This window comes from Cronobacter malonaticus LMG 23826, from assembly GCF_001277215.2.
GTDB lineage: Bacteria > Pseudomonadota > Gammaproteobacteria > Enterobacterales > Enterobacteriaceae > Cronobacter > Cronobacter malonaticus.
Genome location: NZ_CP013940.1, coordinates 545,574 through 561,251, shown reverse-complemented (window position 1 = coordinate 561,251; position 15,678 = coordinate 545,574). Strand labels below are relative to the sequence as shown.

15 protein-coding genes and 1 riboswitch are annotated in these 15,678 nt (G+C 59.2%); of the genes, 5 read left to right on the top strand and 10 right to left on the bottom strand.

Annotated features, from left to right (window positions below; genetic code table 11):
• Window positions 1–9: 9 nt before the first annotated feature.
• From AFK66_RS02655 to nudF, 7 genes are all read right to left on the bottom strand, one after another.
• Window positions 10–870 carry a triphosphoribosyl-dephospho-CoA synthase gene (locus AFK66_RS02655; RefSeq protein WP_023898025.1) on the bottom strand — a complete coding sequence of 287 codons (861 nt, stop codon included), beginning with the start codon at window positions 868–870 and terminating at the stop codon, window positions 10–12.
• On the bottom strand, window positions 870–2,525 hold the full coding sequence (mdcA, locus tag AFK66_RS02650; RefSeq protein ID WP_032973959.1) for a malonate decarboxylase subunit alpha: 1,656 nt from the start codon (window positions 2,523–2,525) through the stop codon (window positions 870–872). The genes AFK66_RS02655 and mdcA overlap by 1 nt, the downstream gene beginning before the upstream one ends.
• Window positions 2,526–2,783: 258 nt before the next feature.
• Complete coding sequence (parE, locus tag AFK66_RS02645) at window positions 2,784–4,676, bottom strand: DNA topoisomerase IV subunit B (RefSeq protein ID WP_007778106.1); 1,893 nt, start codon at window positions 4,674–4,676, stop codon at window positions 2,784–2,786.
• A gap of 42 nt (window positions 4,677–4,718) precedes the next feature.
• On the bottom strand, window positions 4,719–5,294 hold the full coding sequence (yqiA, locus tag AFK66_RS02640) for an esterase YqiA (RefSeq protein WP_004385614.1): 576 nt from the start codon (window positions 5,292–5,294) through the stop codon (window positions 4,719–4,721).
• A complete protein-coding gene (cpdA, locus tag AFK66_RS02635) occupies window positions 5,294–6,121 on the bottom strand; it encodes a 3',5'-cyclic-AMP phosphodiesterase (RefSeq protein ID WP_007778108.1) in 828 nt (275 codons plus the stop codon). The genes yqiA and cpdA overlap by 1 nt, the downstream gene beginning before the upstream one ends.
• Window positions 6,122–6,145: 24 nt before the next feature.
• Window positions 6,146–6,568, bottom strand: a complete 423-nt coding sequence (locus AFK66_RS02630) for a DUF1249 family protein (protein WP_004385612.1) — start codon at window positions 6,566–6,568, stop codon at window positions 6,146–6,148.
• Between the two features lie 2 nt (window positions 6,569–6,570).
• Entirely contained in the window at window positions 6,571–7,203 is a 633-nt protein-coding gene (nudF, locus tag AFK66_RS02625; protein ID WP_004385611.1) for an ADP-ribose diphosphatase, read from the bottom strand.
• 213 nt (window positions 7,204–7,416) lie between these two features.
• On the opposite strand from nudF, the gene tolC reads away from it, so the two are divergent.
• The 3 genes from tolC (at window position 7,417) to AFK66_RS02610 (ending at window position 10,872) form a co-directional block, all read left to right on the top strand.
• Window positions 7,417–8,904 (top strand): outer membrane channel protein TolC, encoded by a 1,488-nt coding sequence (gene tolC, locus AFK66_RS02620; RefSeq protein ID WP_007778110.1) that lies wholly within the window; start codon window positions 7,417–7,419, stop codon window positions 8,902–8,904.
• Window positions 8,905–9,054: 150 nt separating this feature from the next.
• On the top strand, window positions 9,055–9,708 hold the full coding sequence (locus tag AFK66_RS02615; protein WP_007778113.1) for a DUF1190 family protein: 654 nt from the start codon (window positions 9,055–9,057) through the stop codon (window positions 9,706–9,708).
• A gap of 3 nt (window positions 9,709–9,711) precedes the next feature.
• Complete coding sequence (locus tag AFK66_RS02610) at window positions 9,712–10,872, top strand: glutathionylspermidine synthase family protein (RefSeq protein WP_007778116.1); 1,161 nt, start codon at window positions 9,712–9,714, stop codon at window positions 10,870–10,872.
• Between the two features lie 27 nt (window positions 10,873–10,899).
• On the opposite strand, the gene ygiD is transcribed toward AFK66_RS02610, so the two are convergent.
• Entirely contained in the window at window positions 10,900–11,691 is a 792-nt protein-coding gene (ygiD, locus tag AFK66_RS02605; RefSeq protein WP_032982987.1) for a 4,5-DOPA-extradiol-dioxygenase, read from the bottom strand.
• A 191-nt stretch (window positions 11,692–11,882) separates the two neighbouring features.
• Here ygiD and zupT point away from each other — a divergent pair, with 191 nt between their 5' ends.
• Window positions 11,883–12,659 carry a zinc transporter ZupT gene (zupT, locus tag AFK66_RS02600; protein ID WP_007778121.1) on the top strand — a complete coding sequence of 259 codons (777 nt, stop codon included), beginning with the start codon at window positions 11,883–11,885 and terminating at the stop codon, window positions 12,657–12,659.
• Between the two features lie 65 nt (window positions 12,660–12,724).
• Here the strand turns inward: zupT and ribB are convergent, their stop codons facing one another.
• Window positions 12,725–13,378, bottom strand: a complete 654-nt coding sequence (gene ribB, locus AFK66_RS02595; RefSeq protein WP_012123813.1) for a 3,4-dihydroxy-2-butanone-4-phosphate synthase — start codon at window positions 13,376–13,378, stop codon at window positions 12,725–12,727.
• 107 nt (window positions 13,379–13,485) lie between these two features.
• Window positions 13,486–13,669, bottom strand: a riboswitch (FMN riboswitch).
• A 123-nt stretch (window positions 13,670–13,792) separates the two neighbouring features.
• Between ribB and ubiK the strand changes: the two genes are divergently transcribed.
• Entirely contained in the window at window positions 13,793–14,158 is a 366-nt protein-coding gene (ubiK, locus tag AFK66_RS02590) for a ubiquinone biosynthesis accessory factor UbiK (RefSeq protein ID WP_007778126.1), read from the top strand.
• 50 nt (window positions 14,159–14,208) lie between these two features.
• On the opposite strand, the gene hldE is transcribed toward ubiK, so the two are convergent.
• A complete protein-coding gene (gene hldE / locus AFK66_RS02585) occupies window positions 14,209–15,636 on the bottom strand; it encodes a bifunctional D-glycero-beta-D-manno-heptose-7-phosphate kinase/D-glycero-beta-D-manno-heptose 1-phosphate adenylyltransferase HldE (protein WP_023898018.1) in 1,428 nt (475 codons plus the stop codon).
• Between the last annotated feature and the right edge of the window lie 42 nt (window positions 15,637–15,678).

Below are 15,678 nucleotides of genomic sequence, written 5' to 3'. Positions count from 1 at the left end.
AACACCCTCTTAATCAGTTATTCGGGATGACGCGCCCACGCGATCGAGATAGAGCGTGGCGGCCAGCAAGTCGGCGGCCCCGCCCGGCGAGGCGTTAAGGGCCAGCATCTCGCTGTCGAGCTTTACCAGTTCGCGACGCCCCTCGATGGTCGCCGTACCGCCAGCCGCCAGCACGGCGCGTGCGCCGCGCTGCATGGTGAACTGCCCGGTCAGGCCCGCGCGGTTGAGCACGCAGGTATCGCTGAGCGAGGTCATGATCGCCATTAACGCGTCCAGACGGGCTTCGGTCTCGTTCGCGCCGCGGCGGCGGCTTTCATGAAGCTGCGGCAGCGCCAGCGCGGTGACGTGCGGAAAGCCCTGCTGCGCCTCTTCGCGCGCGCCCGGCACCTGATAGCGGCGCGTGGCGCGAAGCCCCTTGCTAAAGCCCTTGGGCGCTGCCGCGTCCGGCAGGCTCGCCAGCCGGGCTGCGGTGGCGGCGATGGCATCGGCTGAAGCCGCCGCCCCGCACATTGCGGTGGCGCTCACCAGCAGGCCCAGCGCCCAGATAGCGCCCCGGTGCGTATTGACGCCGCCGGTCACCGCCATCATCTGCGCCTCGCCTTCGCGGCCCAGGCGGCCGACCGTTTCACGCAGCGCGATATCCGCCGGACGCTGCCAGCTCTGCTGAGCCAGCGCGTGAAAGGTTGGCGTCAGGCTATGGGCCGAGCGCTCCATCAGCGCGAGCGTTAAATCGTGATGCGCGCCGCTGCCCCGACAGTCCACCAGACCCGGCTTCGGGGTGAGTCTCGCTTCATCAATCAGGCAGGCGGTGGCGATACGCGCCAGCGTCTCTGCGGTGCCTTCGGCGTGAGTCAGTGGCTGTCGGTTCATTACCAGCTCCGGAATTTGGCAGGTGGGTTGTAGAGACCGCCTGACCATTCCACCAGGTCAGCGACGCTGCTTGCGGCAAGCAGCGAGCGGGTGGCGTCGGCGCGGCGAATGCCGATATCTTCCGGGTAAACGACTTTGCCGCTCTTACGCAGTTCGGCGACGCGCGCGGCGTCAACACCAAGCCCGATATCGGTGATACCCGCGACCGCAGCGACCATCGCGCGGCGCTCTTCCAGGCTTTCGGCGCGGTAGAGGTACGCGATGCCCTCTTCCGTCAGCACGTGGGTGACGTCATCGCCGTAAATCATGACCGGCGCGAGCGGCATCCCGGAGGCTTTCGCCACATCAACCGCATCGAGTTTTTCCACGAAGGTCGGTTTCACGCCTGCCTGGAAGGTTTCGACCATCTGCACCACCAGTTTTTTACCGCGCTGCATCGGATCTGGTTCGGTGATCATATTGAGCCAGGCCGGTGTGGCGTGACGGCGGCCGTGTGGGTCATGGCCCATGTTCGGCGCGCCGCCGAAGCCTGAAAGACGGCCGCGGGTGACGGTGGAAGAGTTGGCGTAGCCGTCCACCTGTAAGGTCGAACCGATAAACATATCCACCGCGTACTGGCCTGCCAGCTGGCAGAAGGCTCGGTTGGAGCGCATCGAACCGTCAGCGCCGGTGAAGAAGATGTCAGGACGGGCGCGGATGTACTCTTCCATCCCCAGTTCCCCGCCGAAGCAGTGCACGCTCTCCACCCAGCCGCTTTCAATCGCCGGGATCAGCGTCGGGTGCGGGTTGAGCGTCCAGTGTTTACAGATTTTGCCTTTCAGGCCGAGCTGTTCACCGTAAGTCGGCAGCAGCAGTTCGATAGCGGCGGTGTTAAAACCGATACCGTGGTTGAGGGACTGCACCTGATGTTCGGCGTAGATGCCTTTAATCGCCATCATCGCCATCAGGATGTGTTCCTGCTTGATGAGGCGCGGGTCGCGGGTGAAGAGCGGCTCGATAAAGAACGGTTTATCCGCCACCACGACATAATCGATCCATGAGCCTGGAATATCGACGCGCGGCAAATCGCACTCGTCGTCCACCAGCTCATTCACCTGGGCGATAACAATGCCATCATGGAACGCGGCGGCCTCTACCAGCGCGGGGGTATCTTCCGTACTCGGCCCGGTGTAGAGGTTCCCTTTGCGGTCGGCTTTGTAACCGGCGATCAGCGCCACGTTCGGGGCAAGATCGACATACAGGCGGGAGTAGAGTTCGATGTAGGTATGGATAGCGCCGATTTCCAACTGGCCATCTTCCAGCAGCTGCGAAATGCGCAGGCTCTGGGTACCGGAGAAGGAGAAATCGAGCTTACGCGCGATGCCTTTCTCAAAAATATCGAGGTGTTCGCTGCGCCCGACGCTTGGCATGATCATATGCAGGTCATGCACCACCTGCGGGTTTACCTCAGCAAGGCTGCGGGAGAGGAAATCCGCCTGCTTCTGGTTGTTACCTTCAAGAACCACCCGGTCGCCGGGCGCGATGAGTTTTTCGAGCATGGATGTGAGATCTGCGGTGGGCAACACTTTGCCCTGCACGGGAACCGAGGCGAGACGCCGCTGTTTCTCCGTGCGGCGCGTGTTCCAGACACGCCCAGGCGTTTGGTAAGCCGTCATTATTAACCTCCTGATTCAGCGAATCTTTTGATTTGCTTAACGCTGAAGTCAGTGTGCGCCCAGGAGAAAAAAGCATCAATTAAGCGCGCGGGCGAATCATTACTCCAGGAGTAATGATTAACGCGGCGGAATTTGATCTCGCTCGCAAATAAAACCACGCATTGTGCTACGCGGTGAAAAAGAAGAGGTGATCAGGCGGAAACAGCAGCGGCGCCGGAAGGCGCCGCTGAAAGGTGTGTTGTTACAGAACGGGCGTTATCAGACTTCGATATCCGCCATATCGCCTTTCTCCTGTAGCCAGTTACGTCTGTCTTCAGAGCGTTTTTTGGCGAGCAGCATATCCATAACGGCCAGCGTGCGCGCGTCGTCGTCGTCGCTGATAGTGAGCTGCACCAGGCGGCGGGTGTTCGGATCCAGCGTGGTTTCGCGCAGCTGCATCGGGTTCATTTCGCCGAGGCCTTTAAAGCGCTGGACGTTCGGCTTGCCCTTTTTACGCTTGAGCTGTTCCAGCACGCCCGCTTTCTCTTCTTCGTCCAGCGCGTAGTAAACCTCTTTACCGAGATCGATACGATAAAGCGGCGGCATGGCGACGTAGACGTGACCGCCTTTCACCAGCGCGCGGAAGTGTTTCACAAACAGCGCGCACAGCAGCGTGGCGATATGCAGGCCGTCGGAGTCCGCATCCGCGAGGATACAGATCTTACCGTAACGCAGCTGGCTGAGATCCTCGCTGTCCGGATCGATGCCGATCGCAACCGAGATGTCATGCACCTCCTGCGAGGCCAGCACTTCATCTGACGACACTTCCCAGGTATTCAGGATCTTACCCTTAAGCGGCATGATCGCCTGATATTCACGATCGCGCGCCTGTTTGGCGGAGCCGCCTGCGGAGTCCCCTTCCACCAGGAAGAGTTCCGTGCGGTTGAGATCCTGCGCGGTGCAGTCGGCGAGCTTGCCGGGCAGCGCCGGGCCGCTGGTGAGCTTCTTACGCACCACTTTTTTGGCGGCACGCAGACGACGCTGGGCGCTGGCGATGGCAAGCTCGGCGAGCTGTTCTGCCGCCTGGACGTTCTGGTTCAGCCACAGGCTGAAGGCGTCTTTCACCACGCCGGAGACAAACGCCGCGCACTGGCGTGAGGAGAGACGCTCTTTGGTCTGGCCGGCGAATTGCGGGTCCTGCATTTTCACCGACAGGACATAGGCGCAGCGCTCCCAGATATCTTCCGCCGAGAGCTTCACGCCGCGCGGCAGAATATTGCGGTATTCGCAAAACTCACGCATGGCGTCCAGCAAGCCCTGGCGCAGGCCGTTGACATGGGTGCCGCCCTGCATGGTCGGGATCAGGTTGACGTAGCTTTCGGTCAGCAGCTCGCCGCCTTCCGGCAGCCATAACAGCGCCCAGTCCACCGCTTCCGTCTCGCCGGAGAAGTTACCGATAAACGGTTTTTCCGGCAGCGTAATCAGCCCGTTCACCGCCTCGGAGAGGTAATCGTTCAGACCATCCTGATAGCACCAGCGCTGTTCGGTGTTATTCACCTGATCTTTAAAGTTGATCTCAACGCCCGGACACAGCACCGCTTTCGCTTTCAGCAAGTGCGTCAGGCGGGAGACGGAAAAGCGCGGGCTATCGAAGAATTTCTCATCCGGCCAGAAGTGGACGCTGGTGCCGGTCTGGCGTTTCGGACAGGTGCCGACCACGCTCAGCTCTTTGACCTTTTCGCCATTTTCAAAGGCGATGTTGTAGATCTGCCCGTCGCGTTTCACGTTCACTTCCACGCGTTTTGACAGGGCGTTAACCACAGAGATCCCAACACCGTGCAGGCCGCCGGAGAACTGGTAGTTTTTGTTCGAGAATTTACCGCCCGCGTGCAGGCGGCAGAGGATCAACTCCACGGCGGGAACGCCCTCTTCCGGGTGAATATCCACCGGCATGCCGCGCCCGTCGTCGATAACTTCCAGCGACTGGTCGGCGTGAAGGATCACGTCGACGCGTCTGGCATGCCCCGCCAGCGCTTCATCGACGCTGTTATCAATAACTTCCTGGCCCAGATGGTTGGGACGGGAGGTGTCGGTATACATCCCCGGACGGCGGCGCACCGGCTCAAGCCCGGTGAGCACCTCAATGGCATCGGCATTATAGGATTGGGTCATGATTTTATCGTCAGGTCACAAAACGGGATCGTTGCCTTAGCGTTAACGCAAGCTAAGGAAATCGACAATCTGGGTGAAATAATCTTCAAAGCCTGCAAAAGCGTGGTTGCCGCCGGTTTCCACCGTCTGACGGCACGGCGCGTAGTACGCCACCGCCTGGCGGTAATCCAGCACTTCGTCGCCCGTCTGCTGTAACAGCCAGATAAGATCCGGGGCTTCGAGCGGCTCAATTTGCATCACTTTGAGATCGTAAATATGGCGAGACTCTAGCACATATTGCTGCCCGGTGTAGGGGTTCTCGTTCGCGCCGAGAAAATCGGTCAGCAGCTCAAAGGGGCGCACCGCCGGGTTCACCACCACCGCGGGCAGCATAAAACATTGTGAAAGCCAGGTCGCGTAGTAGCCGCCAAGCGAGGAGCCGACAACGCCGAGCGGCTCGCCGCCATGCTCAAGCACTAACGATTCCAGCAGCTCCGCGGCATCAGACGGATACGGCGGCAGTTGCGGAACGACCATATTAATTTCTGGGTGCTGCTGCGCCAGCCAGCGTTGCAGGCTGGTGGCCTTCGCCGAGCGAGGAGAACTGTTAAAACCGTGGAGGTAGAGAAGCGTAGACATCAGTATCCTTCTGATGCGGTATCAGGGCGGAACTGCGCGCCTTCGAGGCGGCACACTTCCGTAGTGAGCGAGCCGTCAGGGTGCAGATTCAGCCAGCGCCAGCCGGGCGCGACCGTATCGAGCGTAAAGCCCGCGCAGTGAGGTTTGAACTGAACGCAGGTAGACGGCGTCGCCATCAGGCGGCGTCCGTTCCAGTCGAGATCCAGCTCCTGATGAATATGACCGCAGAGCAGATTCTTCACTTGCGGGTAGCGGTTCAGCACATCGTCCAGCGCCTGGGCGTTGCGCAGGCTGTGCTGATCGAGCCAGCCGCAGCCTGACGGCAGCGGGTGATGGTGCAGAAGCAGCAGCGTATGGCGCTCCGGCGCCGCCTGAAGCATGCGCTCAAGCCATTCGAGCTGGTAGTCGCTCAGCTCGCCGTGCGGCACGCCGAAGACCTGGCTGTCGAGCAGCAGCACCTGCCAGTTATCTCCTGCGAACACGCGCTTAGCAGGCGAAATGCCGGCATCCTGCAGCGTGCTGTACATCGCGGGCTGGAAATCGTGGTTGCCCGGCAGCCAGACGCAGGGTGCGGGCAAAGAGGCGATACCTGTCGCAAAGTGTTCATAAGCCTCAGGCGTATGATCCTGCGCCAGGTCGCCTGTCGCGACAATCAGATCGCACTCGCGCTGTTCGGCGTGAAGCTCTGCCAGCACCGCCTGGTAGCTCTCCCAGGTGTTGACGCCCAGCAGGGTATCGTTCTTTCCGGCAAACAGGTGAGTATCGGTAATTTGTAGAATCCTGACGCTGGCCCCACCAGCAACAGGAAGATTTAACAGGCTTTCCAAATGGTGTCCTTAGGTTTCACGACGCTAACAAACCGGAACCGCCATTGCTCCATGCGCTAAACAGTAGCGTAGCCAGTCGGCAAGAAACTGGTTAATTTGATGTTTTTCGTCGCGCTGATGCAACTTTTTATTTGGGTAATCATAACGCGCTTTGAAGCGAAAGATCTGCTGGCTTGAACACACTTCCGCGACCATGGCGTCATGGTAAAGCCTTACGCTCATTGACGGCAAACTCCAGTAGCTCACTTTCGGCGCGGTTTGCTCTATCTGCACAAGCGTGGTGTACCGGGTTGATTCAAGGATAGTTAAACGGTATTGCGCGCCCGCCACCTGATAACTTACGGCTTCGCCCGGCGCGTCATTGCGCGGCAACAGGCGGCGCAGCTGCGCGAAGTTGGTTTCGCACAGGCGCATCATTTCTGGAAAATCAGGTGTATAACGCTTCATATTCAGGTGTTCCACTCGTTTCTCAATGCTTGATAATGTAACTGCAGCCATTGCAATGCGATGACGGAGGCTGCGTTGTCGATTCTCCCCTCTTCTACCCACTGGTATGCCTGTTCCCGGCTTACCACATGAACACGAATATCTTCGTTTTCATCAGCCAGACCGTGTATGCCTTGCGCGGTCGTGGCGTCCACTTCGCCAACCATTAATGACAGGCGCTCGCTGGTGCCGCCAGGGCTTGCCAGATAGCTCATGAATTTTTTTACCCGCCCGACGGAAAGGCCCGCCTCTTCCATCGCCTCGCGGCGCGCGACCTCTTCCACCGTTTCGCCAGGCTCAATCATACCGGCGACCAGTTCCAGCAGCCACGGGGTGTCGCTGGTATCGAAAGCGGCGATACGAATCTGCTCGATCAGTACCACCTCATCGCGCACAGGGTCAAAGGGTAGCAGGACTGCGGCATGGCCGCGCTCAAAAATTTCGCGCCGCACCTCCCCGCTCATTTCGCCATTGAAAAGGCGGTGGCGAAAGCGGTAAAGATCGAGCGAAAAAAAGCCGCGATATAGCTTTTCCCGTGCAATAATTTCTACATCGTTTTTGGTGAAAGTAACGGGGCGTGGGGTTGATTTGCTCATGATGGTTTCCGGTTCAAGATGGTGCCGAATCTGGGCATTTCAAGCCAGTTTACCTGCCGTTTCATTGCCCATGTGATAGATTGTGGAAATTTAGCGGCAGAAGGCACGTTACGCCAAGCCTCACGGCGGGTTGACTCTGGTAGAATCGGCGATCAATTTTTCGGCTTCTGACAGCGCTAATAAATTCTTTATGCTTCACAACAAGGAATGCAAATGAAGAAACTGCTCCCCATCCTTATCGGCCTGAGCCTGACGGGCTTCAGCGCCATGAGCCAGGCAGAAAACCTGTTGCAGGTTTACCAGCAGGCACGTTTAAGCAACCCGGACCTGCGCAGCTCCGCTGCTGACCGCGACGCCGCATTCGAAAAAATTAACGAAGCCCGCAGTCCTTTACTTCCGCAGCTCGGCCTGGGCGCAGATTACACCTATACCAACGGTTTTCGCGATAACGACGGCGTAGACAACACCGTCAAGAGCGCGTCGCTGCAATTAACGCAGACCATTTTCGATATGTCCAAATGGCGCGCCCTGACCCTGCAGGAAAAAACCGCAGGCATTCAGGATGTGACCTACCAGACCGATCAGCAGACGCTGATGCTGAACACCGCGACGGCCTATTTCCAGGTGCTGAGCGCGATTGACGCGCTCTCGTATACCGAAGCGCAGAAACAGGCGATCTACCGCCAGCTCGATCAAACCACCCAGCGTTTTAACGTGGGCCTGGTGGCGATTACCGACGTGCAGAACGCCCGCGCGCAGTACGATAACGTGCTGGCGAACGAAGTGACCGCGCGTAACAACCTCGATAACGCGCTGGAACAGCTGCGTCAGGTGACGGGCAACTACTACCCGCAGCTCGCGTCGCTGAACGTCGATAATTTCAAAACCACCAAACCGGCCGCCATTAACGCGCTGCTGAAAGAAGCAGAACAGCGCAACCTGACGCTGCTGCAGGCGCGTCTGAGCCAGGATCTGGCGCGTGAGCAGATTCGCTACGCCGAAACCGGCCATATGCCGACGCTCGGCTTAACGGCGTCCAGCAGCGTGTCGGACACCGACTACAGCGGCAGCAAAACCAGCGGCGCGGCGGCAAGCCGTTACGCTGACAGCAAAATCGGCCAGAACTCCATCGGCCTGAGCTTCAACCTGCCGCTCTACAGCGGCGGCTCGGTGACGTCACAAGTTAAACAGGCGCAGTACAGTTTCGTGGGCGCCAGCGAAAAACTGGAAAGCGCACACCGTAACGTCGTACAGACGGTACGTTCGTCTTACAACAACGTTAACGCCTCCATCAGCAGCATCAAAGCCTATGAGCAGGCGGTCGTTTCCGCGCAGAGCTCACTCGATGCGATGGAAGCCGGTTACTCGGTTGGTACGCGTACCATTGTCGATGTGCTGGACGCCACCACCACGCTGTATAACGCCAAGCAGCAGCTCTCCAGCGCGCGTTATAACTACCTGATCAACCAGCTCAATATTAAATCTGCGCTGGGTACGCTCAACGAGCAGGATTTGGTCGCGCTGAATAACTCGCTGGGCAAACCGGTTTCTACCGCGCCTGAAAGCGTCGCCCCGGAAAACCCGGAGCAGGACGCCGCCGTGAATAACATGGCGAACGGCGGCGGCAGTGCGCCTGCCATGCAGCCTGCCGCAGCCACCCGCAGCGGCAACAGCAACAGCGGCAACCCGTTCCGTCAGTAACGTCTGTGGCGGGAGGCATATCGGCCTCCCGCCTGAACGTAAGTCAACGTAAAGATCCCCGCCCCCTCCGGCCTCTCGCTTTAATTTCAACCACTCATCCACTATCCTGAGCACCATAACTGTGCAATACCACTGGGTCAGGATGCAGGCATGAAACGGACAAAACAGATTAACCGCGCAATGTTTCGCAAAAGCTGGAACGCGCGTCATTTAACGCCGGTGGCCTTCGCGGTCACGGCAGCCTTTATGCTGGCAGGTTGCGAAAAAAGCGACGAAACCGTCCAGCTTTATCAAAACGCAGACGACTGCTCGGCCGCCAACCCCGGCAAAAGCGCTGAATGCACCACCGCGTATAACAACGCCCTGAAAGAGGCGGAGCGCACCGCGCCGAAATACGCCACGCGTGAAGACTGCGTTGCGGAATTTGGCGAAGATCAGTGCCAGCAGGTCAATAACACCAATACCAGCCAGGCCACGCAGCAGACCGGCAGCATGTGGATGCCGCTGATGGCGGGCTACATGATGGGCCGTCTGATGGGCGGCGGCATGGGGTTCGCCCAGCAGCCGCTGTTCAGCTCGCGCAACCCGGCGAGCCCGGCTTACGGTAAATATACTGACGCCAGCGGCCGTAATTACGGTGCCGCGCAGCCGGGCCGTACCATGACCGTACCGAAATCGGCGATGGCACCGAAACCGGCAACCACCTCAACTATCACCCGCGGGGGGTTCGGCGATTCCGTCGCGAAACAGGCCACGATGCAGCGCAGCGCGGCGGGTTCTTCTTCTCGTTCAATGGGCGGCTAATACATGGAAAGAATCGCTATCCGCGAGCGCCCGGACTGGCGCGAAAAGGCAACGGAGTACGGCTTTAACTTTCACACCATGTATGGCGAGCCGTACTGGTGCGAAGACGCGTACTACCGCCTGACGCTGGCGCAGGTCGAAAAGCTCGAAGAGGTGACGGCCGAGCTGCATCAGATGTGCTTACAGGTGGTGGAGAAAGTGGTCGCGAGCGATGCGCTGATGACAAAATTCCGCATTCCGAAGCACACGTGGGAGTTTGTACGTCAGTCCTGGCGCAGCGGCCAGCCGTCGCTTTATTCGCGTCTCGATCTCGCCTGGGACGGACGCGGCGAGCCAAAACTTCTCGAAAATAACGCCGATACGCCAACCTCTTTATATGAAGCGGCGTTCTTTCAGTGGATCTGGCTCGAAGATCAGCTGCGCGCCGGGAATCTCCCGCAGGGCAGCGATCAGTTCAACAGCCTCCAGGAGAAGATCATCGAGCGTTTCGGCGAGCTGAAAGCGCAGTACGGCTTTAGCCGCCTGCATCTCGCCTGCTGTCGCGATACGGTGGAAGATCGCGGCACGGTGCAGTATTTACAGGATTGCGCCAGCGAAGCCGGGATCGAGAACGATTTTCTATTTATTGAAGATATCGGCCTTGGCGAAAAAGGGCAGTTTACCGATCTCCAGGATCAGGTCATCAGCAACCTGTTTAAGCTCTATCCGTGGGAATACATGCTGCGCGAAACCTTCTCCACCAAGCTTGAGGACGCAGGCGTGCGCTGGCTGGAGCCTGCGTGGAAGAGCATTATCTCCAACAAGGCGCTGCTGCCACTGCTCTGGGAGCTCTACCCGAATCACCCTAACCTGCTACCCGCGTACTTCAGCGAAGATAACCCGCCGCCAATGGAGAAATATGTGGTTAAGCCTCTGTTCTCCCGTGAAGGCGCTAACGTCTCGATTATCGAGAACGGCCAGACCATTGAGCAGGTGGAGGGTCCGTATGGCGAAGAAGGCACTATCGTGCAGCAGTTCCATCCGCTGCCGAGATTCGGTGACAGCTACACGCTTATCGGCAGCTGGCTTATCAACGATCAGCCCGCCGGGATCGGTATCCGTGAAGATAAGGCGCTGATCACCCAGGATCTCTCCCGCTTCTATCCACACCTGTTTGTGGAATAACCGCGATGGCGCCCCAGGGCGCCATTCTTAACCCACCTGTACCGACAACATACTCAACGACGCCATTTCCAGCCCGTCGATCGGTATCGTCACCGGCTCGTCGCCGTTCCACGCGCCAAGTACATACAGCAGCGGCAGGAAATGCTCCGCCGTCGGGTTCGACAGGCTGCCGCCGGGATGCTCCAGATAGTTGACCAGCGGGTGATCCGCCGCCTCGCCGCGCCACGTCAGATTCTCTTTAACAAAGTTATTGAACGACTCTGCCCACGGATAGGGTTCGCCTTCGCCATGCCAGCGCGCGGTACGCAGGTTATGGACGACGTTGCCGCTCGCCACCAGCATGACGCCTTCGTCACGAAGCGTCGCCAGTCGCTGGCCCATCTGATAGTGCCAGGCCGGGGGTTTGGTGCTGTCTATACTCAGTTGCACCAGCGGAATATCGGCCTGCGGATACATTTTTATCAGCACGCCCCATGCACCGTGGTCAAAGCCCCAGGCTTCTTTATCAAGCGTGACTGGCACCGGTGCCAGGAGATCCACGACGCGCAGTGCCAGCGCGGGCGAGCCGGGTGCCGGATAATGCGTATCGTACAGCGCCTGCGGGAAACCGCCGAAATCGTGAATGGTTTGCGGCTGCTCCATCGCGGTCACGCCGGTGCCGCGCGTAAACCAGTGGGCCGAGACCATCACAATGGCTTTCGGGCGCGGCAGCGTTTCGCCAAGCTCTCGCCAGGCGCGGGTATAACAGTTATCTTCCAGCACGTTCATCGGGCTGCCGTGGCCCAAAAACAGTGCGGGCATGCGAGAGGAAGCGGTCATTTTTGTATCCTGAAACGGTAATATCATGGGACTTACCTTACGCCGGTTGCGCGCAGAAAGAACGGAGATAACCGTGATGAAGACCGTCAGAAAATTTGAATGTAAGTAATCTGTAAAAGCCACGGACGGGCCTCGACTTTTCCGTTCCGCCCGATAAATTAATGATAATCATTATCAAAAAGGAGTATTCGATGTCAGTGCCTCTGATCCTGACCTTACTGGCGGGCGGCGCCACGTTTATCGGCGCGCTGCTCGGTGTGCTGGGGCAGAAGCCTTCTAACCGGCTGCTGGCTTTCTCGCTGGGCTTTGCCGCAGGCATTATGCTGCTGATTTCGTTAATGGAAATGCTGCCCGCCGCGCTCGGCGAGGAAGGCATGTCGCCGGTGCTGGGCTACGGCATGTTTATCGTCGGCCTGCTCGGCTATTTCGCGCTCGACCGCATATTGCCGCACGCGCACCCGCAGGATCTTATCGATCCGCCGCCTGCCCATGCGTCACGTAATCTGCGCCGCACCGCCCTTCTTCTGACGCTTGGCATCAGCCTGCATAACTTCCCGGAAGGTATCGCCACCTATGTGACGGCCAGTACCAACCTGGAGCTGGGCTTCGGGATTGCGCTCGCGGTCGCCTTACACAACATTCCTGAAGGACTGGCGGTGGCAGGCCCGGTTTACGCGGCCACCGGCTCGCGCCGTAAAGCGGTTATCTGGGCGGGGCTCTCCGGGATGGCCGAAATTCTGGGCGGCGTGCTGGCGTGGCTTATTCTCGGCACCATGGTGTCGCCGGTGGTCATGGCGGCGATTATGGCGGCGGTCGCCGGGATCATGGTGGCACTGTCGGTGGATGAGCTGATGCCGCTTGCCAAAGAGATCGATCCGCATAACAACCCAAGCTACGGCGTGCTGTGCGGCATGTCGGTGATGGGATTAAGCCTGACGCTGCTGCAAACCAGCGGCCTTAGCGGCTAATAAAAAAGCCCGATCAAGCCGGGCTTTTCAGAAGCCTTCAGGCCCGGCGATTGCCGGGCTTTTTGTCAGCTCGCTTTGCGCTCCTGCGCCTGGCGATAGCTCACTAAATCTTCAATAGTCACGACCGGCATATTGTGTTCGCGGGCAAACGCGATGCACTCCGGCGCGCGCGCCATGGTCCCGTCGTCGTTAGTCAGTTCACACAGCACGCCTGCCGGTTTAAAGCCCGCCAGCGAGACTAAATCGATGGTCGCTTCGGTGTGGCCGCCGCGGGTCAGTACGCCGCCCGGCTGCGCGCGCAGCGGGAAAACGTGGCCAGGACGGTGCAGATCGGACGGTTTCGCGTCGTCGGCAATCGCCGCGCGAATGGTCGTGATGCGGTCGGCGGCGGAAACGCCGGTGGTCACGCCGTGCGCCGCTTCGATGGTTACAGTAAAACCGGTGCCGAACGCGCTGGTGTTGTTTTCCACCATCATCGGCAGGTCGAGCTGTTTACGGCGTTCTTCGGTCAGGCACAGGCAGACAATGCCGCTGCCGTGACGGATGGTCAGCGCCATCTGTTCAACGGTCATGGTTTCGGCGGCGAAAATCATGTCGCCTTCGTTTTCACGGTTCTCGTCATCGAGCACCATCACGCCGCGCCCTTCGCGCAGTGCGGCGATCGCGTTTTCCACGCGTTCAAAAGCGGTGCCAAAAGCAGAAAGAAGCGTCTGATTCATGGTAAAGAAACCTCATTAATTATATGGATTACCAGAATCAGGGCGGTCTTAGGAGTGCCGGCAAGCGGCAAGCAAAATAACGTGAGTGGGCGCAAGCCCAGGCAGATCGTTACCCTCTCCCATCCGGACTTTAACCGTCGGCCCCGGAATTACACCGGATCTGCTGACCTTCAGAAACAGCCTGAAGCGCTCGCGGGCTTTCAGTTTATCTTGCGTCTTCGCTTGCGCGCAGAAGCCTGATTAGCCTGATTTACCGCCGGTGGGGAATTTCACCCCGCCCTGAGAATAAGCGGGATAACTATAACGCCATTGATAATCGTCGGCAATGCATGAGATTCAAACATTTCCGGTTTATACCCTTCCGATCAGCGATTACAATTACTCTTCAGACCATACCAGATCAGGGAAACCGCTATGATTGACCCGAAGAAAATTGAACAGATCGCCCGTCAGGTCCATGAATCGATGCCAAAAGGGATCCGTGAGATCGGGGAAGATGTTGAGAAGAAAATCCGCCAGGTACTGCAGGCCCAGCTGTCTCGCCTGGATCTGGTGAGCCGTGAGGAATTTGACGTGCAGACGCAGATACTGCTGCGCACTCGCGAGAAACTGACGGCGCTGGAGCAGCGTCTGACCGCGCTGGAATCGCGTGGCGCGACCACCTCCGCACCGGCTGACGCCTCAGCGACCACGACCACAGGCAGCGCCAGCGCGCCCGTGACTGCCGTAACGCCGCCGCCTGCCATTCCGCCGGTCGATAGCCTCGACAAGCAGGACTGACAGAAACGACAACGCCCCCTGCCAGGCAAGGGGCGTTCGCACAACGCGCGTTAGCTGTTCTTCTGGATCTTTTTGATGATGTTGGTGGTCGAGCAGCCATCTTCGAAGTTCAGCACCATGACGTCCCCGCCATTCGCCCACACCTCTTTGCTGCCCGCGATATCTTCAGGCTTATAGTCGCCGCCTTTAACCAGCAGATCCGGCAAAATTTCGCTGATAAGCCGCTGCGGCGTGTCTTCTTCAAACGGCACCACCCAGTCTACCGCTTCCAGCGCGGCCAGCACAATCATACGCTGCTCCTGCGGGTTTACCGGGCGCGTATCGCCTTTCAGGCGTCGGGTGGAGGCATCGCTGTTGACCGCCACAATCAGACGGTCGCCAAGCTTGCGGGCATTCGCCAGATACGAGACGTGGCCTGCGTGGAGGATGTCGAACACGCCGTTGGTCATCACTACTTTCTCGCCGCGCTTGCGTGCCGACAGTACGGCTTCTTTCAGCGCCGCCTCGCTCATCACGCCAAAGCCCGTCTCCGCGCGCCCGCGCACCGCGTTTTCCAGTTCCACCGGCGACACGGTTGACGTACCGAGTTTGCCGACCACCACGCCCGCCGCCGCGTTCGCGAAGAAGCACGCTTCTTCCAGCGAATTGCCGGAGGCCAGCGTCGCCGCCAGCACGCCAATCACGGTATCGCCCGCGCCGGTCACGTCATAGACTTCCTGCGCCTGCGTCGGCAGGTGGAACGGCGCTTTGCCCGGTTGCAGCAGCGTCATGCCCTGCTCTGAGCGGGTCACCAGCAGCGCGCTGAGGTCGAAATCAGCGATGAGTTTCATACCGCGCTCGACAATGTCCTGCTCGGTTTTACACTTGCCCGCCACCGCTTCGAATTCCGACAGGTTTGGCGTCAGCAATGTCGCGCCGCGATAGCGCTCGAAATCGGTGCCTTTCGGATCGATAAGCACCGGAACGCCGGCTTTGCGCGCCAGCTGGATCATCTGCTGTACGCTTGCAAGCGCGCCTTTGGCGTAGTCAGAAAGCACCAGCGCACCAATCTGCCCGAGCGCCTGGTTAATGCGCTCATGCAGCGGCTCGGGATCCACGCCATCGAAGCCTTCTTCAAAATCGAGGCGGATCAGCTGCTGGTTGCGCGACAGCACGCGCAGCTTGGTGATGGTCGGGTGCGTCGGCACTGACACGAAATCACACTTCACGTTCACCTGTGCGAGCGACTGGCTGAGCGCGCGCGCCGCGTCGTCAATACCCGTCAGGCCGACCAGCCGCGAGCTGGCGCCGAGAGAGGCGATATTCATCGCCACGTTCGCCGCGCCGCCCGGACGCTCTTCGATGTTTTCCACTTTGACGACCGGCACCGGCGCTTCCGGCGAAATACGGCTCGTCGGGCCATACCAGTAGCGGTCCAGCATCACATCACCCACTACCATGACGCCTGCGCGTTCAAAATCGGGCAGCGTTACTTTCATTCCTGACTCTCCTGAGAGACACCAAAATTTGCGCGCGATGAT